This window comes from Micromonospora sp. IBSANI012 (genome assembly GCF_052814045.1).
Genome location: NZ_CP199933.1, coordinates 934,317 through 957,218, shown reverse-complemented (window position 1 = coordinate 957,218; position 22,902 = coordinate 934,317). Strand labels below are relative to the sequence as shown.

The 22,902-nt window shown below is 74.0% G+C and carries 24 protein-coding genes and 1 tRNA gene; 4 read left to right on the top strand and 21 right to left on the bottom strand.

Going from position 1 to position 22,902, the window contains the following annotated elements; translation table 11 throughout:
* Positions 1 to 22: 22 nt before the first annotated feature.
* Both ACTWM8_RS04685 and ACTWM8_RS04680 read right to left on the bottom strand, forming a co-directional pair.
* A complete protein-coding gene (locus ACTWM8_RS04685; protein ID WP_446212704.1) occupies positions 23 to 844 on the bottom strand; it encodes a Bax inhibitor-1/YccA family protein in 822 nt (273 codons plus the stop codon).
* Between the two features lie 108 nt (positions 845 to 952).
* A tRNA-Leu gene (locus ACTWM8_RS04680) sits at positions 953 to 1,033 on the bottom strand.
* 101 nt (positions 1,034 to 1,134) lie between these two features.
* Between ACTWM8_RS04680 and ACTWM8_RS04675 the strand changes: the two genes are divergently transcribed.
* Positions 1,135 to 2,970: a hypothetical protein gene (locus ACTWM8_RS04675; protein ID WP_446212703.1), complete on the top strand. Its 1,836-nt coding sequence runs from the start codon at positions 1,135 to 1,137 to the stop codon at positions 2,968 to 2,970.
* 64 nt (positions 2,971 to 3,034) lie between these two features.
* Here ACTWM8_RS04675 and ACTWM8_RS04670 read toward each other — a convergent pair whose 3' ends face one another.
* From ACTWM8_RS04670 to ACTWM8_RS04620, 11 genes are all read right to left on the bottom strand, one after another.
* Positions 3,035 to 4,369 (bottom strand): NAD(P)/FAD-dependent oxidoreductase, encoded by a 1,335-nt coding sequence (locus tag ACTWM8_RS04670; RefSeq protein WP_446212702.1) that lies wholly within the window; start codon positions 4,367 to 4,369, stop codon positions 3,035 to 3,037.
* A gap of 102 nt (positions 4,370 to 4,471) precedes the next feature.
* The gene (locus ACTWM8_RS04665; RefSeq protein ID WP_446212701.1) at positions 4,472 to 5,032 is read right to left on the bottom strand and encodes a hypothetical protein; all 561 of its coding nucleotides are present in this window, start codon (positions 5,030 to 5,032) and stop codon (positions 4,472 to 4,474) included.
* 55 nt (positions 5,033 to 5,087) lie between these two features.
* Positions 5,088 to 6,467, bottom strand: coding sequence for a DUF58 domain-containing protein (locus ACTWM8_RS04660; protein WP_446214471.1), 1,380 nt, complete (start codon positions 6,465 to 6,467; stop codon positions 5,088 to 5,090).
* Positions 6,464 to 7,471 carry an AAA family ATPase gene (locus ACTWM8_RS04655; RefSeq protein ID WP_446212700.1) on the bottom strand — a complete coding sequence of 336 codons (1,008 nt, stop codon included), beginning with the start codon at positions 7,469 to 7,471 and terminating at the stop codon, positions 6,464 to 6,466. The genes ACTWM8_RS04660 and ACTWM8_RS04655 overlap by 4 nt, the downstream gene beginning before the upstream one ends.
* Positions 7,471 to 8,058: a hypothetical protein gene (locus ACTWM8_RS04650; RefSeq protein WP_446212699.1), complete on the bottom strand. Its 588-nt coding sequence runs from the start codon at positions 8,056 to 8,058 to the stop codon at positions 7,471 to 7,473. The genes ACTWM8_RS04655 and ACTWM8_RS04650 overlap by 1 nt, the downstream gene beginning before the upstream one ends.
* 34 nt (positions 8,059 to 8,092) lie before the next feature.
* On the bottom strand, positions 8,093 to 8,836 hold the full coding sequence (locus ACTWM8_RS04645; RefSeq protein ID WP_446214470.1) for a DUF4129 domain-containing protein: 744 nt from the start codon (positions 8,834 to 8,836) through the stop codon (positions 8,093 to 8,095).
* 20 nt (positions 8,837 to 8,856) lie between these two features.
* On the bottom strand, positions 8,857 to 9,570 hold the full coding sequence (locus tag ACTWM8_RS04640; protein WP_446214469.1) for a uracil-DNA glycosylase: 714 nt from the start codon (positions 9,568 to 9,570) through the stop codon (positions 8,857 to 8,859).
* Positions 9,571 to 9,589: 19 nt separating this feature from the next.
* On the bottom strand, positions 9,590 to 10,276 hold the full coding sequence (locus ACTWM8_RS04635; protein ID WP_377604440.1) for a dienelactone hydrolase family protein: 687 nt from the start codon (positions 10,274 to 10,276) through the stop codon (positions 9,590 to 9,592).
* Between the two features lie 225 nt (positions 10,277 to 10,501).
* Positions 10,502 to 11,020: an LppU/SCO3897 family protein gene (locus tag ACTWM8_RS04630; protein ID WP_446212698.1), complete on the bottom strand. Its 519-nt coding sequence runs from the start codon at positions 11,018 to 11,020 to the stop codon at positions 10,502 to 10,504.
* A gap of 107 nt (positions 11,021 to 11,127) precedes the next feature.
* Entirely contained in the window at positions 11,128 to 12,171 is a 1,044-nt protein-coding gene (locus ACTWM8_RS04625; RefSeq protein ID WP_446212697.1) for an HAAS signaling domain-containing protein, read from the bottom strand.
* On the bottom strand, positions 12,168 to 12,500 hold the full coding sequence (locus tag ACTWM8_RS04620; RefSeq protein ID WP_154939485.1) for a PadR family transcriptional regulator: 333 nt from the start codon (positions 12,498 to 12,500) through the stop codon (positions 12,168 to 12,170). Before ACTWM8_RS04620 ends, ACTWM8_RS04625 begins: the two co-directional genes overlap by 4 nt.
* A 139-nt stretch (positions 12,501 to 12,639) precedes the next feature.
* Here ACTWM8_RS04620 and ACTWM8_RS04615 point away from each other — a divergent pair, with 139 nt between their 5' ends.
* On the top strand, positions 12,640 to 13,311 hold the full coding sequence (locus ACTWM8_RS04615) for a hypothetical protein (RefSeq protein WP_446212696.1): 672 nt from the start codon (positions 12,640 to 12,642) through the stop codon (positions 13,309 to 13,311).
* A 1-nt stretch (position 13,312) separates the two neighbouring features.
* Here the strand turns inward: ACTWM8_RS04615 and ACTWM8_RS04610 are convergent, their stop codons facing one another.
* From ACTWM8_RS04610 to eno, 5 genes are all read right to left on the bottom strand, one after another.
* A complete protein-coding gene (locus ACTWM8_RS04610) occupies positions 13,313 to 14,260 on the bottom strand; it encodes a Ppx/GppA phosphatase family protein (RefSeq protein WP_446214468.1) in 948 nt (315 codons plus the stop codon).
* A gap of 182 nt (positions 14,261 to 14,442) precedes the next feature.
* On the bottom strand, positions 14,443 to 14,955 hold the full coding sequence (locus tag ACTWM8_RS04605) for an amino-acid N-acetyltransferase (RefSeq protein WP_446212695.1): 513 nt from the start codon (positions 14,953 to 14,955) through the stop codon (positions 14,443 to 14,445).
* 1 nt (position 14,956) lies between these two features.
* On the bottom strand, positions 14,957 to 15,514 hold the full coding sequence (locus tag ACTWM8_RS04600) for a DUF501 domain-containing protein (RefSeq protein ID WP_446212694.1): 558 nt from the start codon (positions 15,512 to 15,514) through the stop codon (positions 14,957 to 14,959).
* A 34-nt stretch (positions 15,515 to 15,548) separates the two neighbouring features.
* Positions 15,549 to 16,172 carry an FtsB family cell division protein gene (locus ACTWM8_RS04595; protein WP_446212693.1) on the bottom strand — a complete coding sequence of 208 codons (624 nt, stop codon included), beginning with the start codon at positions 16,170 to 16,172 and terminating at the stop codon, positions 15,549 to 15,551.
* A gap of 30 nt (positions 16,173 to 16,202) precedes the next feature.
* Positions 16,203 to 17,486, bottom strand: a complete 1,284-nt coding sequence (eno, locus tag ACTWM8_RS04590) for a phosphopyruvate hydratase (protein ID WP_088963944.1) — start codon at positions 17,484 to 17,486, stop codon at positions 16,203 to 16,205.
* A 233-nt stretch (positions 17,487 to 17,719) separates the two neighbouring features.
* On the opposite strand from eno, the gene ACTWM8_RS04585 reads away from it, so the two are divergent.
* The gene (locus ACTWM8_RS04585) at positions 17,720 to 18,412 is read left to right on the top strand and encodes a hypothetical protein (protein WP_446212692.1); all 693 of its coding nucleotides are present in this window, start codon (positions 17,720 to 17,722) and stop codon (positions 18,410 to 18,412) included.
* Positions 18,409 to 19,335, top strand: a complete 927-nt coding sequence (nudC, locus tag ACTWM8_RS04580) for an NAD(+) diphosphatase (protein ID WP_446212691.1) — start codon at positions 18,409 to 18,411, stop codon at positions 19,333 to 19,335. Before ACTWM8_RS04585 ends, nudC begins: the two co-directional genes overlap by 4 nt.
* Before the next feature lie 6 nt (positions 19,336 to 19,341).
* Here nudC and ACTWM8_RS04575 read toward each other — a convergent pair whose 3' ends face one another.
* The 3 genes from ACTWM8_RS04575 to ACTWM8_RS04565 form a co-directional block, all read right to left on the bottom strand.
* On the bottom strand, positions 19,342 to 20,961 hold the full coding sequence (locus ACTWM8_RS04575) for a DUF885 domain-containing protein (protein ID WP_446212690.1): 1,620 nt from the start codon (positions 20,959 to 20,961) through the stop codon (positions 19,342 to 19,344).
* A gap of 114 nt (positions 20,962 to 21,075) precedes the next feature.
* A complete protein-coding gene (locus tag ACTWM8_RS04570) occupies positions 21,076 to 22,056 on the bottom strand; it encodes a nucleoside triphosphate pyrophosphohydrolase (RefSeq protein WP_446212689.1) in 981 nt (326 codons plus the stop codon).
* 2 nt (positions 22,057 to 22,058) lie between these two features.
* Complete coding sequence (locus ACTWM8_RS04565; protein ID WP_446212688.1) at positions 22,059 to 22,844, bottom strand: hypothetical protein; 786 nt, start codon at positions 22,842 to 22,844, stop codon at positions 22,059 to 22,061.
* Positions 22,845 to 22,902: the final 58 nt, after the last annotated feature.

The window sequence follows — 22,902 nt, the reverse complement described above, 5'->3', positions numbered from 1 at the left end:
GGGCGCCGAAGGGTGCCGACGGTCAGTCGTCGCCCTGGAAGTAGCTGATCAGCCGGAGCAGCTCCAGGTAGAGCCAGACCAGGCTGACCACGATGCCGAACGCGGCCGTCCAGGAGTAGCGCTGGGGCAGCCCCATCCGGACGCCGTCCTCGACCTCCTTGAAGCTGAGCACGAAGCTCAGCGACGCGACCACGATGCAGACCAGGCTGAAGCCGATGGCCAGCGGGCTGCCGTCGCGCAGGCCGGTGTTGACGTCGAAGACGACCGCCAGCACGAAGTTGATCAGCATGACGGCGAAGAGGCCGGCCATCACGGCGATCATGCCCTTGACGAACTTCGGGGTCGCCCGGATGACCTTCGCCTTGTAGAGCATGGCCATCACGAAGAAGACACCGAAGGTGGCCACCACGGCCTGGAGCACGATGCCCTCGTAGGCGGTCTCGTACGCCTTGCTGACCAGACCGACGAAGGCACCCTCGACCACCGCGTACGCGACGACCAGCGCCGGGTTCGCGATCCGGGAGAAGGAGATGATCAGGCCGAGGACCACGCCGACGATCGCGGCGCCGATCCAGGCCGTGTAGAGAAGGCTGTCCGGCACCAGCACCCAGGCGGCCGCGGCGGAGACGCCGAGGATGCCCAGGAGCGCGACGGTCTTGACGACCACGTCGTCGATGGTCATGGTGCCGGCGGCCGGGGCCACCGGGTAGCCGGGCTGGCCCGGATACTGCTGGGGAATGCCGGGCTGGCCGTAGCCGTACTGCCCGGGCGGGGCGTACCCGGCGGAACGCTCCCGCTCGGCCGCCTGGCCGAGCCGGGCCAGCACCGGGTTCGAGGTCTTCACTTCTCAGGCCTCCCTCAGGGGGTCATCGCACGCACGACGTGCCCTACAAGGGTAAACGGAGACGGCGACCCGCGCGCCCGTGAGCCGGCTGAGGGAAAGCTGAGAGTGTGCCCGGGGCGGGGGTCGAACCCGCACGCCTTTCGGCAGCCGCTTTTAAGGCGGCCGTGTCTGCCGTTCCACCACCCGGGCGGGCGGCACCGGCGCGCCGACACGCGCGGTGCAGTGTCACCGTAACCGTTCACCGGCGACCCGGCGTACCCCGTCACCGGTGCCGCACTAGGGTCGAGCGCGTGACCAGCGCAGCCCGTACGGCGTCCGACGCCGACCCCGACCTGGCTGTCGGCCTCGCCGAGCCCGCCGCGCCCGGATCCCGCGCCACCCGCTGGCGGGCGTCCGTCGCCCGGCACCGCATCGGCCTGCTCGTCTGCCTCGCGTTCGCGCTGCTCGCCGGCTGGCTCACCCAGGGCCTCTGGCCCGACCCGACCGGCCGGGTGCTGGCGCTCAACCCGGCGGACCAGACCCTCTACGAGTGGTTCCTGGCGGTCGACTCGCGGGCCGTGCTCGGCGACTTCGGCCTGCTCACCGACCGGCTCAACAGCCCGGACGGGGTGAACCTGATGACCAACACCACGGTCATCGCGCTCGGCGTGCTCCTCGCCCCGGTCACCCTGCTCTTCGGCGCGCCGGTCACCTTCGCCCTGCTGGCCGGGGTGAACCTCGCCGGCACCGCCGTCGCCTGGTACCTGCTCTTCACCCGTACGCTGCGCGCCCACCGGCTCGCCGCGGCGCTCGGCGCCGGGCTGTGCGGCTTCGGGCCGGGCATGGTGTCCCAGTCCAACAGCCACCTGCACATGACCGCCCAGTGGCTGGTGCCGGTGATCGTCTGGCTGGTCGTGCGGATGCTCCGCGCGGCCGACCCCGGCCCGGCGTCGCTGGGCGGGCCGGACCGCCGGCGGCTGGTCACCTCGGCGCTGGGCCTGGCCGCCGCGGTCACCGCGCAGGTCTTCATCGGCGAGGAGGTGCTCTTCCTCACCGCGGTCACCCTGCTGGTGATGACGGTGGCGTACGCGATGACCGACCGCGAGCTGCTGCGCCGGGCGCTGCCCGGCTTCGCCGGCGGCCTGATGCTCGCCGCCGGGCTGGCCCTGCTCGTCCTCGGCTACCCGCTGTGGTTCCAGTTCGCCGGGCCGCAGGGCGTGGCCGACGGCATGTTCAGCCCGCACTACTTCTCCGCCGACCTGCGCAGCTGGTGGACCATCTCCCCGCTGTCGGTGGTCGGCAGCGACTCGTCGGCCCGGCTGACCACCGGCCCGGCCGAGTACAACACCTTCCTCGGCCTGCCGCTGCTGCTGGTCACCGCCGGCTGCGCGCTCTGGCTGGGGCGCCGGCCGCTGGTGGTCGCGTGCGTCGCCGGCGCGCTGGCGATGGGCGCGCTGTCGCTCGGCCCCGAGGTGGTTGACGACGGCACCCGCACCGCGGTGCCCGGGCCGTACGCGCTGCTCGCCGGCCTGCCGGTGATCGACGGCGCGCTGCCGATGCGGTTCGGGCTGACCCTGCTGCCGCTGGCCGCGACGCTGCTGGTGCTCGCGGTGGACCGGGCGCTGCGGAAGCCCGGTCGGGGCCGGCGACTGGTCCCCGCCGCGGTGGGGGCGGCCCTGCTCAGCGTCTTCCCCGCTCCCCTGCCGACGACCGACCGGCCGCCGTTGCCCGAGTTCATCACCGGCGGCCACTGGCGCGAGTGCGTACGCCCCGGCGGGGTGCTGGTGCCGGTGCCGGCCGCCACCCCCAAGGATCCCTGGCCGATGCGCTGGGCGGCGGCGGCCGACGGGGCGTTCGGCATCCCGGAGGGCTTCTTCATCGGCCCGTACGGCCGGGACGGGACCGCCGCGATGGGCACCTACAAGCAGCCCACCTCGGCGCTGCTGGCCGACGTGGCCCGGCGGGGCGACGAGCCGGTGATCGGCGACGAGCAGCGCCGGCAGGCCCGGGCGGACGCCGACTTCTGGGGCGCCTCCTGCGTGGCGGTCACCGACGACGCCCCGCACGCGGAGAGCCTGCGCCGCACCCTGGTACAGCTCTACGGCCCGGGCACCCGGATCGCCGACGCCTGGACCTGGCGGGTCTGACCCGGCCCCCGATACGACGAAGGCCCCCTCCCGTGCCGGGAGGGGGCCTTCGTCACGAACGGGATCAGACCCGGCGGCCGGCGCCGACCGGCTGGGACGCCTCGGCGAACTCCTCGCGCGGGTCGTGCAGCTGGCCGAGGGCCACCACCTCACGCTTGAGGAAGAACGCCAGCGACCAGTCGACCACGACCCGGACCTTGCGGTTGAACGACGGGATCCGGCTCATGTGGTACGTCCGGTGCATGGCCCAGGCCGGCCAGCCGGTCATCTTCACGCCGTACACCTGGGCGACGCCCTTGTGCAGGCCGAGGCTGGCCACGCTGCCCGCGTGCTTGTGCTTGTAGTTGACCGGCTCGCGACCGCGGATCACGTTCGCGATGTTGTCGGCCATCCGGGCCGCCTGACGCACCGCGTGCTGGGCGCTCGGCGAGCAGTAGTTGCCCGGCTCCTTGGTCAGGTCCGGCACGGCGGCGCAGTCGCCGGCGCTCCAGGCGCCCTCGACGACCCGGTCGCCGTCGACGATCTGCAGCGTCGGCAGGCAGGTGACCCGCCGGCGCTCGTCACGCGGGAAGTCGGTCGCGTCGAGCATCGGCGAGGGCTTCACGCCGGCCGTCCACACGATGGTGTCGGAGCGGAAGGTGTCACCGTCGGAGAGCTTGACCACGCCGTCGACGCAGGACTCCAGCCGGGTGTCCAGGCGGATGTCCATGTTGCGCTTGAGCAGCTGCTGGACGGTGTAGGCGCCCATGTCCCGGTCGACCTCGGGCAGCACCCGCTGGGTCGCCTCGACCAGCACCCAGCGCATGTCCTCGGGCTTGAGCTCCGGGTAGTACCGCAGCGCGTCCCGGGCCATGTCCTCCATCTCGGCGAGCGCCTCGATGCCGGCGTAACCACCACCGACGAAGGTGAAGGTCAGCGCCGAGCGGCGGACCACCGGGTCCGGCGTGGCGGCGGCCACGTCGAGCCGGTCCAGCACGTGGTTGCGCAGGTAGATGGCCTCGCCGATGGTCTTGAACCCGATGCCGTGCTCGTGCAGGCCCGGGATCGGCAGCGTCCGGGAGACCGAGCCGGGGGCCACCACGACGTGGTCGTACTGGATCTCCCGGGTCGGGCCGCTGATCGGCTGCACCACCGCGGTCTTCCGGTCGTGGTCGATCCGCGTCACCGCACCCGCCACGACCTTGCACCGGCGCAACTCCCGCCGCAGCGGCACCACGGAGTGCCGGGGCGAGATGTTGCCGGCCGCCGCCTCGGGGAGGAACGGCTGGTAGGTCATGTGCGGCTGCGGGTCGACGACGACGACCTCGGCCTCACGGGAGCTCAGCTTCTTGGACAGGCGCAGAGCGGCGTACAGGCCGACGTGCCCGGCACCCACGACAAGGATCCGCTTCGGATTCACGTCATCTATCTTTCCCCGGGGGGCTCGGGTAATCCCGTCCGAGACCCCCTTCTGTGACGGAGCACAACCCCTGTGACCTGCGCAACGTCCCGGGCCGTCCCGCTATTCGCGACGCAGCAGCCAGCCCAGCAGCCCGCTCAACCCCACCGCCACCAGCAGTCCGGCCACCGTCGCCGCCTGAAACCCGGCACCCCCGCCGATCTCGCCCAGCCAGGCCAGGATCACCCCGACCACGGCCGTGGCGAGGATCACGGCGCCGGCCCGGCTCAGCCAGCGGAGCACCAGATCCGGGTCGACCACGGCGTCGTAGGGCAGCACCGCGGCGAGCGCGCAGAGGGTGTGCGCCAGGTAGAGGGCGGCGGCCACGGCGAGCAGCCGCCAGAGCGCGATCGGCCGGTCGTACCCGGCGGAGGCGATCACCCAGCCGCCCACGGTGACCAGGGCGGCGAAGGTCGGCCACCCGCGGCGCGGGGCCACCCCCGGCAGCACCGCCACCACCGTGAGGGCGAGCAGCGCCCGCGCGGAGAACATCTCGACCGGGTACGCCAGCAACAGGCCGACCAGCACGGTGAGGAAGATGCCGGCGCGCACCAGCAGCGGCGCCAGGCTCACCCGGTTCGCCGCCGCGCGCAGCGCCCGCACCCGTTCCGTGACCGCGTTCATCTGTGCCGACCTTCGTTCGCGACTGCGGGACTCCGCTGCGCTGCGTTCCTCGCGCTCACCGGGCACCCACCCGCGGGGCGGTGGCCAGCCGGGCCACGTCGCGCAGCACCTGGTCCAGGCTGCCCGCGCCGGCCCAGCGCACCACCGGCACGCCGTGCTCGCGCAGCTGGGCGATCATCGTGTCCCGGTCCAGCCGCCACAGCCGGAACGCCACCGGCGCCCAGCCCCGCTCGCCGGGCGGGGCGAGGTCGGTGGGGAGCGTGTCCACCGCGACCACGAACCGGCCGCCCCGCGCCAGCCGGGCCAGCATCTGCGCGGACCGCTCGTCCAGCAGCGGGGTGAGCACCACCACCAGCGCGTCGGCGGAGAGCACCTGCGGCCCGAAGACCTGGTCGTACGGCTCGTGCGGGGACGCCTCGGCGCGCACGTCGAGCAGCCACTCCAGCACCGTCAGGTACTGCCGGCGGCCGGTGGCCGGGCGCAGCCGGCGGGCCGCCGGCCCGTACTCCAGCATCGCCACCCGGTCACCCCGGTGCAGGTAGTGCTCGGCGATCGCGGCGGCGGCCCGGACGGTGGTGTCCAACACGGACGCGGCGCCCTTCACCCCGCCCGATCGGCCCGCCTCGGCGAGCACGTCGAGCAGGACCACCACCTCGGCGTCCCGGTCCGACAGGGTGGCCGCCACGTGCAGCTGACGGGCCCGCAGGGAGACCCGCCAGTCGATGCGGCGCAGCCGGTCGCCGGGCCCGAAGACGCGGACGCCGGCCAGCTCGCCGCCCTCGCCGGGGCGGCGCGAGTGGTGCGCGCCGACCAGCCCGGCGGCCCGGGGCATCGCCTCCACCGCCTCGAACTGCTCGGTTTCCGGGTAGACCCGCATCCGCACCGGATCGGTGATCACCGCGCGGGAGACGAGCAGCCCGTCGGCGGCGGCGACCCGCGCGCCGGCCGGGCCGATCGGGTGCCGCCCCCAGCGCAGCGCGGTGCCGGACAGCTCCAGGTCGACGGCCCGGCCGGTGGGGATCGAGGTGACGAAGGGGCGGTCCGCGCCGCCGGAGCGGCGCACGTCCACGCCGGCCCCGCCGAAGCCGACCCGCTCGACGCGCAGCCACGGCGAGACGCGGGCCCGCACCACGGCCACGTCGTACGCCACGGTGTCCGGGTTGCTGACGCTGACCGTGCCGGCCATCGCGCCGCCCTCGACCAGGTGCGCGTCGTCGGCGAGGATCTCCAGCTGCGGCGCGCCGGTGGGCCGGCGGCGCAGCGCGTACGCGGTGCCGAGCGCGAACGGCGCGGCGAGCACGACCAGGTCGACCCGGCCGAGCAGCACGGCGGCGATCAGCAGCACCCCGGTGAGCAGCACCGCCCGGCCCAGCGCCCAGGTGGGCGCCCAGCCCGCCGCCGGTTCCGCCGCTTCCTCGGTGGGCACGGTCGTCAGCGCCCCGGCCGGCCGGCCGCGTAGCTGGGCAGCGCGCCGCTGGCCGGGGCGGGCGTCTGCTCCAGCACCTCACCGACCACGAAGGACGGATTGACCCGGCGCAGCCACATCTCCGGGCGCAGCGTGATCCGGTGCGCGAGCGCCGGGGCGGCCACCTCCTTGACGTCCTCCGGCACCACGTAGTCGCGGCCGGCGAAGACCGCCCGGACCCGGGCCAGCAGCAGCAGCGCCAGCGAGCCGCGCGGGGAGGCGCCGACCAGCACCGACGGGTGCTCACGGGTGGCCGCGGTCAGGTCCACGATGTACCGGCCGACGGAGTCCTCCACCACCACGTCCTCCAGCGCGGCCTGCATGGCCCGCAGCGTGGCGGCGTCCACCACCGGTTTGATCTCGGCCTCCTCGCGGCGGCGGTCCATCCGCCGGCGCAGCACGTCCCACTCCTCCTCGCGCTGTGGGTAGCCGAACGACACCCGCAGCAGGAACCGGTCCAGCTGCGCCTCGGGCAGCGGGTACGTCCCCTCGTACTCGATCGGGTTGGCGGTGGCGAGCACGTGGAACGGCTCGTCCAGCCGGTAGGTCACGCCCTCGACGGAGACCTGCTTCTCCTGCATCGCCTCCAGCAGCGCCGACTGGGTCTTCGGCGGCGTCCGGTTGATCTCGTCGGCGAGCAGCAGGTTGGTGAAGAGCGGGCCGGCGCGGAAGGAGAAGTCACCGCTGCGCTGGTCGTAGAGGAAGGAGCCGGTGACGTCGGCCGGCAGCAGGTCCGGGGTGAACTGGAGGCGGCGGAAGTCCAGGCCGAGGGCCTGCGCGAAGCACCGCGCGGTCAGCGTCTTGCCCAGGCCGGGCAAATCCTCCAGCAGCACGTGCCCGCCGGCCAGGATGCCGGCGAGGACCAGCTCCAGGGCCTCCCGCTTGCCGACCACGACCTGACCGACCGCGTCCAGCACCGCCCGGGCCAGGTGGCCTACCTCTGAGGCGGGGATGCTGCGGTCCACGTCGTTCATCAGATCTTCTCCAGTTCGGCGACGATCGCCGCGAGGTCGCGCGGCGACGGGGGGCGGCGGGAGGGGGTGCTGAGGAACGTCCACAGCGGCTCCCCGAGCAGGGTGCGGGCGCGGGCCGGGTCGGACTCGCGGGTCAGGCCGTGGCGCTGGCGCAGCCGCTCGTCGGCCAGCTCGCCCAGCCGCGGCAGGATCCGCTCGGTGAACCGCTTTCGGTTGCCGGAGGACCAGTCCAGCGGCCGTTCCCACCCGTTGATGGCGGTCCGCAGGGCGTCCCGGGCGCCCCAGTTCCAGACGTCGGGCTCCTCACCGGCGGGGGCGCGCCCGCCGGCGCGAGGCGGGGGCGGCGGGGCGAGGCCAGCGGTGACCCGGCGGACGGTGAGCACCGCGAGCACGCCCGCCACCACGATCCAGATCGAGACCTGGAGGCCCACCGCGCGCAGGACGGCGAGGACCACCGCGGTGACGGCGGCGGCGACCACGAGGGTACGCAGCACCGCCCGACCCCGTCCGCCGCGCTGCCGGCCGGCACGCGGCGACGGCTCCTCCTCGAAGGTGAGCAGGTCGTCGAGGCCGGTGCGCTCGGTCACGACCGCACCGCCCGGGGCTCGACGGGTCGCGCGTTCACGCCGGCACCTCCTCGGCGGCGGTGGCGAGGGCGGTCAGTTCGCCGCGCAGCCGGCGCAGCGCCGCCCGGGCCTGGTCGCGCATCCGGGCGTCCACGGTGTGGGTGGCGTACCGGGCCTCACGGTAGACGTGGGCGAACCCGTCCAGCACGTCGGCGCTGGCGATGGCGGGCACCCCGGCGGCCGGGTCGCCCCGCAGCAGCCGGGTGACCAGGTCGGTCGGGGTGTCCCCGGTACGCCGTGGCACGCCGGCCTCGGTGGCGGCCTCCTCCAGGCGTACCCAACAGGCGATCACGGCGGTGCGCGGGTCGGTATCGGCGTCGTCCAGCTCGACCAGGCCGGCGTCGAGGGCGGCGACCACCTCGCGGGCGGTGCCCTCGGCGGTGCGCCGGGCGCGGGCGGCCGGGACGGCCCGGGTGGTGCGGCGCAGGGCGCCCCGGATCAGCGTCCAGGCCAGGTAGCCGAGGGCGAGCAGGATGGCCAGGCCCAGCAGGACGATCGCCGCGGTCGCGATCCACTGCGGGATGTCGGCCTGGGTCCGTTCGGCGCCGGCGCGCGGCTCGACCGGGATGGAGGGGGCCGGCGCGGCGGAGGGATAGTCCGGGACGTACGGGAGTTGCTTGGCGGCGGGCGGGATCCGGCTCGCGCCGATCGAGGAGTGCCCGGCGGCGAGCGCCGCGGCGGCCAGCAGGAGGGTCACCGCGAGGACGGGCCACCACCTGCGCAGCACGCCGAGGTCCATCGCCACCGCCCCACGCAGCCTCAGTCCACCCCGGCGAGTTGCTTCGCCCGGGCGAACACGTCGTCCAGCATCAATGGTGTCAGCCGTCCCGTGAAGGTGTTCTGCTGGCTGACGTGGTAGCAACCGAGCAGCTCGGGGGCGGCCGTCCCGGACCAGTGTGCCCCATGCCCGAAGACCGGTCGCGGGCTGGGCGGGCGGACGCCGTACACGTCGCGCAGCACCGGCCACCACGCCGCCCAGGCGAAGGCGCCCAGCGCGACCACGACGCGCAGGGTGGGCCGGATCAGCCCGACCTCGCGGTGCAGCCACGGCGCGCAGGTGTCCCGCTCGACCGGGGTGGGCTTGTTGTCCGGCGGCGCACACCGCACCGCGGCGAAGATCCGGGTGTCGCGCAGCGTGAGCCCGTCGTCGGCGGCCACGCTGGTCGGCTGGTTGGCCAGCCCGGCGCGGTGCAGGGCGGCGAAGAGCACGTCGCCCGACCGGTCGCCGGTGAAGATCCGACCGGTGCGGTTACCGCCGTGCGCGGCCGGGGCCAGCCCGAGGATGCCGATCCGGGCGTCCGACGTGCCGAAGCCGGGCACCGGGCGACCCCAGTAGTGCTGCTCGCGGAAGGCCGCCCGCTTCGTCCGGGCGACCTCCTCCCGCCAGGAGACCAGGCGCGGGCAGGCGAAGCAGTTGCTGACCGCGCCGTCGAGGTCGGCCAGGTCGGTCGCCCGCGCGGCGCGGGCGACCACCTCCACGGGGGTACGGGGCTCAGCCAAGCTTGGCCCGGAAGAGTTCCAGGGTGCGTGCCCAAGCGGTGGCGGCGGCCCGCTGGTCGAAGTTCTCCGGCCGGTCCTCGTTGAAGAACGCGTGCGCGGTGCCCGGGTAGTCGTGGGTCTGGCAGGTGCCGCCGGCCGTCTCGATGGCCCGGCGGACGGTCTGTACGCCGTCCGCCGCGGAGAGACCGTCCGCTTCGGAGCAGTGGATGACCGCCGCCTTGCCGGCGTAGTCGGTCCACTCGGAGCGCATCGCCTCCCACGGCAGCCGCGGGTAGAAGGCGGCGGTGGCGACGATCCGCTCGGAGCGGGTGGCCGCCCAGAGGGCCAGGCTGGCTCCGGCGCAGAAACCCGCGCAGCCGACCTTGCCGGTGACCTCGGGCCGACCGGCCAGGTAGTCCGCCGCGACGGCGATGTCCGCCGCCGCCTCGTCCATCTGCGCGCTGTTCAGCATCTGCCGGGGCTCACTCGGCTTGCTGGCCGGCTGACCGTGCCGGAAGTCCGGGGCGAGGGCGACGAAGCCCGCCTCGGCGAAGCGGTCCGCGACCGACCGGATGTGGGGCACCAGACCCCACCAGTCCTGGATGACGATGACCGCGGGGCTGGCCGCACCGCCGGAGGGTATCGCGAGATACCCCTCGCTCGTCCCACCGTTGCTGGCGTAGCTCACCATCTCGCCCATCGGCCGTCCTCCTAGCGGTCAGTCATCGTTGGCTGGTCGCCCAGTGGTCCTACGTGCCGGTAGCCTGCCACGCCGTGAGCGCGCCGGGAAGACGCGAGAACAGTGGCATATACCTCCCGTTCACCACATGGCGAACCGGCGTACGACGACGGCGGCGCGGGGGCTTCCCGCGCCGCCGTCCGACGGTGGTGCCGAGGCCGATCCGGCCTTCGTGGTCCCGGCCGGTCAGGCCTTCTTGGTGAGGCAGAGCAGGTAGCCCTTGCCGCCCGGGGCGATGTTGTAGAAGACGTAGCCGTCCTCGCCGGGCTTGATGTACTGCTCGCACGCCTGGCCGCTCTTGGCCTGCGCCTCGGTCTGGTCCTCCACCCGGCCGACGACGGTGTAGACGGCCTCGGTCGAGGTGCACTTCACGACCTCGGCGCTGCTGACCGAGCGCTCCTCGGTGCCGGTGACGGCGGGCAGTTCGGCGATGCAGTCACCGGCCTTGGCCTCGGCGGTCTCGTCCTTGTTCAGGAAGCTCCCGATGGCCGTGCCGAGGCCGAACTTGAGGCCGGCGACGACCAGGAACACGACCACCGCGCCGATGATGCCCAGCGCCTTGCGGCCGCCGGATCCCTTCGCCGCCGGCTCGACCGGGGACGCCGCCGGCGCGGCCGGGTCGGCCTGCGGGGCCGGGTCGGGCTGCGCGAGCTGCTCGGGCTGCGCGGCCTGCGGCGCGGAGGGCGGTGCTACCTGCTCTGACACTGAGGATCCTTCCGAGGGGTGGACGAGCAGACGACACCGTAGCCATCAAGATCGAGATGCGCTGTCCCGTTCCCCTCATCCGTTCAGCTATTTCCCAGAGTCGATCCTCAGCTCGTCGGGACGGGCGCCGGAGCGGTCGGCCCGGCCGGCGCGGTCACCGTCGGGGCCGGCGCGCCCCCGGTCGGCGCCGGTGCGCTCACGGTCGGCGTCGGCGCGGCACCGGTCGGCGTCGCGGTGGCCGAGGGTGCGGCGGTCGTCGGGGCGGTGCCCGGCGGAACCGGCACCTGGGCCGGCGGACGGGGCCGGAACGGCGCCTGCTCCGGGCAGTACGGGTAGCCGCGCTGCACCGGGTTGACGTCGGGCAGGGCCGGGTCGGTGCAGGATGGCCAGCCGAGCCGGATCGGGGTGCCGTTCTGGTCGAAGAGCCGGGCGTTCTCCACCAGCCGCCCCTCGCGGTCGTAGACGTAGACGTCCTGCACCTCGTCGTACGGGTTGCGCACCGAGATCGGGTCGTAGCCGTAGTCGCCGTGCCAGCGGGCCCGCTCGTCCACCTGCACCAGGGCGGTCAGGGCGAACACGACGAGCACCAGGGTGCCGGCGCGCAGCAGGAAGCGCGGCCAGCGGCGCAGCTCGCCGTCCCGGCGACCCAGCCAGATCGAGGCCAGCACGCAGCCGACCAGCAGCACCAGCCCGGCCATCGCGCTGCTGCCCACCCGGGGCACCACGGCCAGCGGCGCCCCGGTCATCGCGCCCAGCAGCGACGCCGCCAGGTAGCCGCGCAGCACCCACCACGCCGGGCGGAGCAGGCGGAGGAACTCGCTCGCCGAGGCGTACCCGAGCAGGGGGCCCAGCCGGGTGTCCAGGCCGGAGAGCCGGACGCGGACCCGGCCCGCGACGGCGCCGAACCGCTGTTCCAGGCCGGGTCGGCCGGCGGACCGCTCGCCCGCGCCGGCTGCGGCGCGCAACTCGGCCGCGTACGCCTCCGGCTCGCCCAGCCGCTCGACCAGCGAGCCGCCGTCCTCGGCGGCGACCTCGGCGAGATGCTCCGGCAGGTCCTCGGTCAGTTCCTCGCGGACCGCCGGCGGCAGGTCGGCCAGCGCGGCCCGCACCCGCTCCACGTAGTCCGTGATCTCCTGCCCAGTGACGGTCATGCCGCCATCCCCCGATCGTCGAGCAACCTGTCCATGGTGGTGGCGAACGAGCGCCAGGTCTTGCCGGAGCGGGTGAGCTGGTCCCGACCGGCGGCGTTCAGCGCGTAGTACTTGCGGTGCGGCCCGGACTCGCTGGGCACCACGTACGTGGTGAGCAGGCCGGCGCCGAAGAGCCGGCGCAGCGTGCCGTAGACCGAGGCGTCGCCGACCTCGTCGAGACCGGCCTCGCGGAGCCGGCGCAGGATGTCGTAACCGTAGCCGTCCTCGTCCTTGAGCACGGCGAGGACGGCCAGATCGAGCACGCCCTTCAGGAGCTGCGTGGTATCCACGGATTCGAGAGTAGTGCGGATTGCGTAGTACCGTCAAGAACACTCCACCCCGCACGTGCCGTGTCCCAGGCTCCGCCTTCGAATTAAGTTTCGCTTAGCTGGCCTGCTGATCCACGAGCAAGATCGGTACCTTGCCCGGATGCGACACATCCGAACCGTGATCACCGCAGCCATCGTGGGTCCGCTGGCCTGGATCCTGTTCGCCCTTGGCCAGGACCGGTCAGCACAGGCGTTCGCCAATGCGCAGGACGGCGGCGCGCTGGACAGCAGTGACTTCGTTCGACCCGCCCTGGTGCTGGCGGCTGCCGGGCTCCTGCTCGGGCTCATCGCCACGCTCCGGATCTCCCCGCTGGGCGCGGCGCTGACCGGGCTGGTCTACTCGGCCAGTTACCTGGGCCTACTGATCCGCCCGGCCGCGCTGATGAGACTGCTCGACCACAAACTGACCTTGATCGGCCACCAGGTCGACCTGGCGGCCCCCGTACGGACCGGGACGACACTGCTGGTGGGCTCGCTGTTGCTCGTCGGGGTCGTGAGCATCCACCGCTGGCAGCGCTGGCCGCAGCCCGCCGCGGACGCACCCGCTGCGCTGGTACCGGACGAGATCCTCGCGCCCGCAACGGGACGGGACCGCCCGCTGGGCGTGGACGGTCTCGGCCTGGGCACGCCACCCACGACGCCGGAGCCGGAGCTGGTTCGGACCAGCGGTGCGGACCGGCCCGATCGTTCGGACCGGGCCGGCCTGCTGTCGGGCGGCTCCGGGGACGGGCGCGGGCAGTGGTCGGACTGGCGGCGCCAGCCGTCGCAATGAACTACCGACGCTGGTCCTGCGGGGCGAGGCTCCAGGCGATGCCGTCGAGGATGTCGTGTTCGGAGGCGACCACGGACGGCATCCCGGCGCGTTCCATGATCACGCGAAGCACCAGCGCACCGGCGCCGATCACGTCGGCCCGCCCGGGGTGCATGACCGGGATGGCCAGCCGCTCGTCGCGGGTCTTCGCCAGCAGGTCGGCGGTCACGTCGGCCACCCGGTCGTACGACACCCGGGCGTGGTGGATGCGCTCCGGGTCGTACTCCGTGAGGCCCTGGGCGATGGCGACGACGGTGGTGACCGACCCGGCGAGGCCGACCAGCGTGGCGGCCTGGCGGCCGGGGACGGCCTCGAGCGCGCGGTCCACCGCGACCGCGATGTCGGCCTGCGCGGCGGCGATCTCGTCCAGCGTGGGCGGGTCGCCGTGCAGGTGCCGCTCGGTCATCCGGACGCAACCGATGTCCATCGAGATCGCCGCCTGCACCCCGCCCTCCCGGGTGCCGACGACGAACTCCGTCGAGCCGCCGCCGATGTCGACCACCAGGTACGGCGGCTCCGCGTCGGCGGGCAGCCCCCGGACCGAGCCGGTGAAGGAGAGCCGGGCCTCCTCGTCGCCGGTGACCACCTCGGGCGCGACACCGAGGGTCTGCTCGACCATGGCCCGGAAGTCCCCGGCGTTGGCGGCGTCCCGGGAGGCGGAGGTGGCGCACATCCGCACCCGCTCGGCGCCCAGCTTCTCGATCTCGGCGGCGTAGTCGGCCAGTGCCACCCGGGTCCGCTCGATCGCCTCCGGGGCGAGCCGGCCCGTCCGGTCGACGCCTTGGCCGAGCCGGACGATCTCCATCCGGCGGGTCAGGTCGACCAGCGGCGCCTGCGCCCCGGCGGACGGGTCGGGCAGGTCGGCGACCAGCAGGCGGATGGAGTTGGTCCCGCAGTCGATGGCGGCCACACGCGTCGTCACGGCAGCAACCCTACGGCAGCCCCGCCGTCCCAACCTGTCGGTCGCCGCCGGCGGCATCACCCCTTCGAGGGTGATACCTGAGAGTCATCTTGATGCCTCTGAGGTATCACGCTCGCCGGCGTGGCCGCATCCGGAGGGCGTGGCCGGGCAGCACGCCGAGGGCGTACCGGCTACAACCGCAGCAGCATCCGGGTGTTGCCGAGCGTGTTCGGCTTGACCCGCTCCAGGTCCAGGAACTCCGCGACACCCTCGTCGTACGAGCGCAGCAGCTGCTCGTAGACCGGCTGCGGCACCGGCGCCCCGTCGATCTCGGTGAAGCCGAACGCGCCGAAGAACCGGGTCTCGAAGGTGAGCACGAAGATCCGTGCGACGCCCAACTCCCGGGCGGCGTCGATCAGCTCGCCCACGATCCGGTGACCGATCTTGCGGCCCCGGCACACCGGGTCCACCGCCACCGTCCGGATCTCGGCCAGGTCCTCCCACATCACGTGCAGCGCGCCGCAGCCGACCACGGTGCCGTCGCCGGTCACCGCGACCCGGAACTCCTGCACGTCCTCGAAGAGGGTGACGGTGGCCTTGCTCAACAGCCGCCGGTCGTCGGTGTACGTGTCGACCAGCCGCCGGATGCCGCGCACGTCACCGGTGCGCGCCCGGCGTACGACGATCTCGTCGGCGGCGCTCACGTCACTCCGCCGCCGGCACGTCCACGCACGGCCCGGCCGCCCACCACTTCTCCACCAGCGCCAGCGTCTCGTCGCCGAACGGGTTGACCCCCGGCCCGGCGCCGAGCGCGTGCCCCAGGTGCACGTGCAGGCACTTGACCCGGCCCGGCATCCCACCGGCGGAGATGCCGGCGATCTCCGGCACCTGGCCGATCGACTCCCGCCGGGCGAGGTAGTCCTCGTGCGCCGCGCGGTAGCGGGCGGCCAGCTCCGGGTCCTCGGCGAGCCGGTCGGCCATCTCCTTCATCAGCCCGGCCGACTCCAGCCGGCTGCACGCCGCCGTCGCGCGCGGGCAGGTCAGGTAGAACAGCGTCGGGAAGGGCGTGCCGTCGGCCAGCCGCGGCGTCGTCTCCACCACGTCGGGCAGCCCGCACGGGCACCGATGGGCCACCGCCCGGGTGCCGCGCGGCGGGCGTCCGAGCTGCGCGGCCACCGCGGCCAGGTCGGCCTCGGTGGCCGGTTCCCGCTGCGGCAGGGGTACGGAGTCCGCCGCCGGCTCCTGCGGTGGTACGACAGTCACGGTGCCCATCTCTCGTTCGGTGCTGGGGTGGTGCTCACTTCTCGGGGCGCTCGCCGTTCGCCGCCCGCACGCTGGACCAGAGCGTGTCGTACCAGGGGTCGGGGGTCTTCGGCGGGACCGGCGGCTTGCCGGCGTTGGCGTCCCGGGCCGCGCCCTCCGGGTCGTTCAGCACGATCACCGGGACCTCCCCCGGCGGGACCATGTAGAACCGCTCCCGGGCCTGGATCTTGATGTACTCCTTGTCCTGCCACTTCGCCGCCTCGGCGGACAGGTTGGAGATGCGCTGCCGCTGGGCGGCCTGCGACGCCTCCATCCGCTCGATGTCCACCTGCTGGTCGAGGTAGACCCGGACCGGATAGGTGTACGCCAGGGCGAGCGCGATCAGCACCGCGAAGAGCACGGTGGCCCGCCCGGTGAAGCGTCGGGGGTGGGGTGCGGTGAGCCGCTTGATGGTGCCGCCGGCCGCCGTACGACGGGCGGCGGCGGGACGGTTCGCGGAGCGTACGCCCTCGGCGCCCCGCGTCCGGCCGGCGGCCGCCCGCGGCTCGGCGCGGACCCCGCCGTCGCGCACGGTCGGCCGGGCGCCACGGGCCCCGCCCGGCCGACCGGTCGGTCGACGGGCGGGGCGCTGACCGCCCGGTGTGCGGCGCTGCTGCATCGTCACACCCCTCCCCCGAGGCTTAGCGCGTCAGGCCGAACGGTAACGCGGGAACGCGCCCGCGCCGGCGTACCGCGCCGCGTCGGCCAGCTCCTCCTCGATCCGCAGGAGCTGGTTGTACTTGGCCACCCGGTCGGAGCGGGCCGGGGCACCGGTCTTGATCTGGCCGCAGCCGGTGGCGACGGCCAGGTCGGCGATGGTGGTGTCCTCGGTCTCGCCGGACCGGTGGCTCATCATGCACTTGAAGCCGGCCCGGTGGGCCAGGTCCACCGCGTCCAGGGTCTCGGTCAGCGAACCGATCTGGTTGACCTTGACCAGCACCGCGTTGGCGGCGTTCTCGGCGATGCCCCGGGCGATGCGCTGCGGGTTGGTCACGAAGAGGTCGTCGCCGACGATCTGGATCCGGTCGCCGACCGCCGCGGTCAGGGTCGCCCAGCCGCTCCAGTCGTCCTCGGACAGCGGGTCCTCGATGGAGACGATCGGGTAGTCGCCGATGAGCTTGGTGTAGTAGTTGCTCATCTCCTCGGCGGACTTCGCGCTGCCCTCGAAGGTGTAGGTGCCGTTGTCGAAGAACTCGGTGGCGGCCACGTCGAGCGCGAAGACGATGTCGGTGCCGAGCCGGTAGCCGGCCTTCTCCACCGCCTCGGCGATCAGGTCCAGCGCGGCGGCGTTGGTCGGCAGGTTCGGGGCGAAGCCGCCCTCGTCGCCGAGGCCGGTGGAGAGGTCCTTCTTCTTCAGCACCGACTTCAGCGCGTGGTAGACCTCCGCGCCGGAGCGCAGCGCCTCGCGGAAGCTGGGCGCGCCGATCGGCGCGATCATGAACTCCTGGATGTCGACGTTGGAGTCGGCGTGCGCCCCACCGTTGAGGATGTTCATCATCGGCACCGGCAGCAGGTGCGCGTTCGGGCCGCCCAGGTAGCGGAAGAGGCTCAGCTCGGCGCTGCCGGCGGCGGCCTTCGCCACCGCCAGGGAGACGCCCAGGATGGCGTTGGCGCCCAGCTCGGCCTTGTTGTCCGTGCCGTCGAGGTCGAGCATCTTCTGGTCGATCAGCCGCTGCTCGCTCGCCTCGTAGCCGATGAGCTGGTCGACGATCTTGTCCTCGATGTTGGCGACCGCGTTCTCGACGCCCTTGCCCTGGTAGCGGTCGGAGTCACCGTCGCGCAGCTCGATCGCCTCGAAGGCGCCGGTGGAGGCGCCGGAGGGCACCGCGGCGCGGGCGATCGTGCCGTCGTCGAGCCCGACCTCGACCTCGACCGTCGGGTTGCCCCGCGAGTCGAGAATCTCCCGGGCGACGATTCCCTCGATGGTTGCCACTGAGTCGCTCCTCGTTCGTGTGTGCGAATCCGGTATGGGCCGCGACGGTGCGGCTGGGGCAGGTGTTGAACGCAGCGTATCGGGCGACGGCCGGCCGCACGTCGTCGCCCGCCGTTCGTACCGCGCCCCGGATCCCCACCGGCGCGCGGGGTGACACGGACATTCCCGGATTCTCGGGCCTCAACCGGCAACGGGTTTGCGTCGGGTGGACCCGATCGACCACGCTGGTCGCCATGCCCGCCGTATCGACCACCCTCCGCGTGCTGGCCGTGTCGGTCGCCGCGTCGCTCACGGTGACCGGATGCCAGACCCTGGACGACGCCGGCCGGGCGCTGGGCCGGGCCGACCTGGTCAACGACCTGGCCGCCCGGATGGACGGCGCGCTGACCGGCACCTGGGCCGCGGACTATCGGTTCGCCGGCGGACGGACGGCCTCGATCGCGCAGACGCAGGAGCCGCTGCGCTCCGCCTACACCTGGCCGGACGGCAAGATCACGGTGACCCAGGAGGCGGTCACCCGGTGCGAGAACTCCGGCGGCCGGACCGCCTGCACCGTGCTGCCGCCGGAGCTGACCGCCGGCAAGCCGTCGGTGGTCGTCTACACCGAGGCGGACAAGCGGGGCCTGGTCACCCCGCCGGCCGTGATGGCGCTGCTCACCGAAGCCGCCCTCGACCCGGACGCCCAGGTCACCCAGAGCGACACCACCGTCGCCGGCCACCACGCCACCTGCGTCGACGTGCGGCGCTCGGCCGGCGACTTCACCACCTGCGTCACCACCGAGGGGCTGCTGGGCAGCTTCACCGGCACCCTCGACGGCACGTCGACCGAGGTGGCGCTGACCCGCTACACCGAGACGGTCGACCCGGCCACCTTCGACGTGCCACCGGGCGCGGGCGTGGTGGACCGCCGACCGGCCACCTCGTGACCGCCTCCTCCCCGGACCTTCCCGCCGGCCACCGGCTGCCCGCCGGGCAGCCGCCGACCCCACCCGCCGCAGCGGCGGTGGCGTCCGGGCCGGCGACGCCCGGGTTCCTTCCCGGGGCGGACCGCACCGCCGCGCCGGCGCCGGACGACCTGGCCCTGCCCGTCTGCGGTCGCCGGGTGCTCACCCGCGCCGACGGGCGGTTCGCCCGCGTCGGCGAGCTGCCCGCCGACGCCGCCTGGGTACCGGTCGGCACGCTGGACGGCGTACCGGCGTGGGCGGCCGACGTCGCCGAGGCCGCGGAGTCGCGGGGGCGCTGGCGCAGCTGGCGGTCGCTCGCCGCCGAGCTGCCGGAGCCGTACGCCACGGCGGCCGGGCGGGCGCTGGCCGTGGTCACCTGGCGGCGTACCCACCGGTGGTGCGGGGCGTGCCGGGCCGAACTGGCCGACGTGCCCGGCGAGACGGCCCGGCGGTGCCCCGGCTGCGACCTGTACGTGCCGATGCGGCTCTCCGCCGCCGTGCTCACCGCGATCACCCGCCCCGGCCCGGCCGGCGGCCCCGACGAGCTGCTGCTGGTCCGGCACGCGTACGGGCCGACGGAGCTGTGGGCGCTGGTCGCCGGGTTCGTCGAGGCCGGCGAGACGCTGGAGGCGGCGGTACGCCGGGAGGTCGGCGAGGAGGTCGGGCTGGCCGTCGACCGGGTGGCCTACTTCGGCAGCCAGCCGTGGGCGATGTCCGGGCCGGGGACGCTGCTGACCGGGTTCACCGCCACCGCCGCCGACCCGTCCGCCGAGCCGGTGGTGGACGAGCGGGAGCTGGTCGAGGCGCGCTGGTTCCCGCTGGACGCGCTGCCGGCGGAGCTGCCGCCGGCGTACTCCATCTCGCGCTGGCTGATCGACGCGGCGGTGACCGCCGGGCGGCGCTGAGCCGGGTCAGACGCCGAGCAGGGTACGCAGGTGGCGCGGCGGCGGGCAGTCGTGCGCGAGCATCGCGTCGTGCCACTCGCGCACCGACACCCCGTCGGGGCGCGCCGCGGCGATGTCGGCCATCTCGCTGTAGCCCACGAAGTACGTGGAGAGTTGGGTGGAGGTGAGCAGCGCCCGCCGCCACTTGCCGGCCGCCTCGCCCTCCTCCTGGAAGCCGCGCCCGGTCATCAGCGCCATCGCCTCCGCCTCGGGCAGGTCCTCGCAGTGCACCAGCTGGTCCAGCAGCGCGTTGATGGTCATCCGCAGCTGCATCTTGAGCTGCTGCAACCGCACCGGCAGGCCACCGAAGCCGAGGCCGGCCATCAGCTCCTCGGTGTAGACCGCCCAGCCCTCGATGAACACCCCGGACTCGGTCAGCGGGCGGACCCGGGTCGGGCCGGCGTACCGGCGGGCGTGGGCGAGCTGGAGGAAGTGGCCGGGCATCGCCTCGTGCACGGTCAGGTTCCGGATCATGTGGTCGTTGTACTCGCGGTAGAACGACTCCACCCGGTGCGCGGGCCAGTCCGCCGGGGTGGGCGAGATGCAGTAGAAGGTGGGCAGGGCCGCCGTTTCCAGCGGGCCCGGCGAGTCGCAGTAGGCGACGGCCACCCCCCGGGCGAACTCGGGCATCTCCTGGATCACGCACGGATCGTCGACCAGGGTGATGAGGTCACGGCCCCGGACGAAGTCGACCGCCTCGTCCAGGGTGGTCGAGGCGAGGTCCACGATGGAGTGATTGTCGGGGTGCTCGGCGGCGAGCAGGTCCAGCGCCCGGCGTACCGTCTCGTCGTCGGCCGGCCCGCCGACCAGCTCGACGGCCGCGGCGCGGATCTCCTCGGTGACCCGGTCCAGGTTGGCCCAGGCGCGGCGCTGCACCTCGGCCGCGCCCAGCTCGGTGTCGAGGGTGTGCCACAGCCGCGCCTCCCAGCGCCGCCGCCCCAGCCGGGGGTCGCGCCCCGGCCCGGCGTCCGCCGCGAGACCGATGCGCAGCCACGCCACGAACTCCTCCAGCGCCGCGATCGCCGCGGTGGCGGCCGGCTCCACCCGGTCGAACATGGCGGGCGCCTGCGCCAGCAGCAGCGGCACCTCGTCGCGGATCAGCGCCGCCGTGCCGGTGAACTGCCCCACCGCCGTCTCGGCGTGGATCCGGGGCATGTCGCGCAGCGTCGCGCGCGCGGTCGCCAGGGCATCGGGTACGGCCGACAGCCGCCCGGCCAGGTGGGTGAGGCGCTCCTCGACCGGGGCGTACGGGCGGGCCATCACCGCGTGCAGCAGCGGGCCGGGGTTGTGCCGCAGCGGGTCCCACTCGTACCCGCGGATCTCGCCCAGCTCGAACAGCTCCCGGTCGACCAGGGCGCTGAGCAGCGCGTGGTCGACCTGCTCCTCCACCTCGAGCGCATCGGGGTCGAGTTCGGAGAGCGCGTCGGCGGCCTCGCGCAGCATCGCCTGGTCGGCCTTGACGGCCTCTGGGGAGAGATCGGGCAGCCGATCGTCGTACCGGTGGTCACCGGCGGAGGTGGCCAGCCCGGGGCGGCTCTCCAGCAACGCCTCGACGATCCGTTCCGCCAGCGGCACGAACTCTTCCATTCCCCGACCCTACCGACCGGCCCGTCCCGGCACCCGCCCACCGACTCTCGTCGATCATGAGGTTGCCGCGGAGTCCGGCCCGTCAACCTCGTGATCGACGGGACGGGCGGGGGGTCAGGGGGTGGGGGGTTGTTCCGCGCTGCGGACCGCGTCGGCGTAGGCGAGGGTGGTGCGGCGCAGGGCGGCCTCGGGGTCGATGCCGGCCTGCCGGGCGGCGGCGACGGTGGCCAGCAGGCTGGCACCGAGTCGCGCCTCCGGGTCGACCTGGGTGTCCGCCAGCGGGGGCGGAACGGCGAGCCCGATCCGGCCGGCGCGGTCCAGGATCTTTGCGGCCAGGGCGAGCGCGGGCTGGCTCAGCGCGATGCCGTCCAGCACCGAGGCGCGGGCCTTCTCAGCCTGCTTGATCCGCTCCCAGCTCGCCTCGATCTCCTCCAGCGTGCCCGCCTCCGCCCCGGCGAAGACGTGCGGGTTGCGGCGGACCATCTTGTCCACCAGGCCGCCGGCCACGTCGTCGACGCTCCACCGCTCGCCCTCGGGCAGCTCCTCGGCCAGCCGGGCGTGCAGCAGCACCTGGAGCAGCACGTCGCCCAGCTCCTCGCGGAGCGCGTCGGTGTCGTCGGCGCTGATCGCGTCGTACGCCTCGTAGCACTCCTCCAGCAGGAAGCCGGCCAGGCTGCGGTGGGTCTGCGAGCGCTTCCACGGGTCACCGCCGGGCGAGGCGAGCCGGTCCATCACCTCGACCGCGTCGAGCAGCCGCGCCCCGGGCGGATCCCACGAGCCGTACATCAGCTCCAGCTCGGCCAGCCCCGGCTGGCGGGCCAGCCGCAGGCCCAGCTCCCGGGCGAGCGCCTCGTCACCGGCGGGACCGGCCAACCAGACCGCCGTGCCGTGCGCCGCCACCGCGTCGAGCAGCGCCTGCGTCGCGCCGGCCTCGATCACCGTGACCTCGGTGCCCACCGCCCGCACCGCCGTGGTCAGCGCGCTCTCCCCGCCGGCCAGCACCGGCGCGGAGCGTACGACGTCCCAGGCGGCGGCGGTCAGCAGGCCGGCCGGCAGCCGGGGCGAGGTGACCAGCAGGACGATCCGTGCGGACATGCTCAGGGGGCCACCGACCCGGCCTGCTCGGCTGGGGTGGCGACCGGCTCGGGGGTCGAGATGTCGGTCACCGGGCCGCTGGCGTCGACGTACGGCAGGGCGTAGAAGACCAGCTCCTGGCCCTTGTTGACCCAGGACGGGACGCCCAGCGGCCGGAAGCGCGGGTTGACCGACAGGTCCACCTTGTCGGCCTGCTCCTCCAGCGCCGCGCTGAGCGCCGAGGCGGTACGGACGAAGCCGCCCTCGCCGAAGAGCTGCCGCACCTCGCCCACCGAGAGCCCGGACTGGATCCCGCCGGTCTCCTCGATCGCGTGGTAGACGGCCATCACCGAGGCGTCGCTGAGGTCGGCCGGCGGCAGCTTCTGGCTGAGCACCATGGAGATGTCGGCCCACTCGCCCCAGAGCTTGGCGAACTCCGCCTGCGGCGGCATCTGGAGCTGCTGCGCGAGCTGCTCCGGGGTGACCTGGTCCGGCACCTGGAGGCCCTGCTCGGCCACGACCCGCTTGCCCAGGTCGATGCTGACCAGCAGGTTCACCACGTCCTGCCGGGTCACCCGGGAGCGGAGCTGCTCCGCGTCGGGGGTGACGCCGGCCTGCGTCGCGCTCTGGCGGATCGCCTCCGCGTACTTCGCCTGGGCGTCGTCGTAGATCGCGTCCACCCGGTCGACCGAGTAGGTCCGGTCACCGACGTACGCGGCCACGTCGGGCGAGGACTTTCCGCAGGCGGCGAGGGAGAGGACACCGAGAGCCGCGACGCTGGCGGCGGCGATGAGACGGCGTGCACGCATGCCGGTCACTCTCTCATGCCCGGTACGGCGGTGTGACGCCGCCCACCGCGGGCGGGGG

Coding starts and splice junctions, on each gene's coding strand:
- ACTWM8_RS04615 (WP_446212696.1), top strand. CDS start 12,640: ATGCGACACATCCGAACCGTGATCACCGCAGCCATCGTGGGTCCGCTG.
- ACTWM8_RS04645 (WP_446214470.1), bottom strand. CDS start 8,836: ATGGACCTCGGCGTGCTGCGCAGGTGGTGGCCCGTCCTCGCGGTGACC.
- ACTWM8_RS04575 (WP_446212690.1), bottom strand. CDS start 20,961: ATGGAAGAGTTCGTGCCGCTGGCGGAACGGATCGTCGAGGCGTTGCTG.
- ACTWM8_RS04595 (WP_446212693.1), bottom strand. CDS start 16,172: ATGCAGCAGCGCCGCACACCGGGCGGTCAGCGCCCCGCCCGTCGACCG.
- ACTWM8_RS04625 (WP_446212697.1), bottom strand. CDS start 12,171: ATGACCGTCACTGGGCAGGAGATCACGGACTACGTGGAGCGGGTGCGG.
- ACTWM8_RS04570 (WP_446212689.1), bottom strand. CDS start 22,056: ATGTCCGCACGGATCGTCCTGCTGGTCACCTCGCCCCGGCTGCCGGCC.
- ACTWM8_RS04655 (WP_446212700.1), bottom strand. CDS start 7,471: ATGAACGACGTGGACCGCAGCATCCCCGCCTCAGAGGTAGGCCACCTG.
- ACTWM8_RS04665 (WP_446212701.1), bottom strand. CDS start 5,032: ATGAACGCGGTCACGGAACGGGTGCGGGCGCTGCGCGCGGCGGCGAAC.
- ACTWM8_RS04585 (WP_446212692.1), top strand. CDS start 17,720: ATGCCCGCCGTATCGACCACCCTCCGCGTGCTGGCCGTGTCGGTCGCC.
- ACTWM8_RS04635 (WP_377604440.1), bottom strand. CDS start 10,276: ATGGGCGAGATGGTGAGCTACGCCAGCAACGGTGGGACGAGCGAGGGG.
- ACTWM8_RS04565 (WP_446212688.1), bottom strand. CDS start 22,844: ATGCGTGCACGCCGTCTCATCGCCGCCGCCAGCGTCGCGGCTCTCGGT.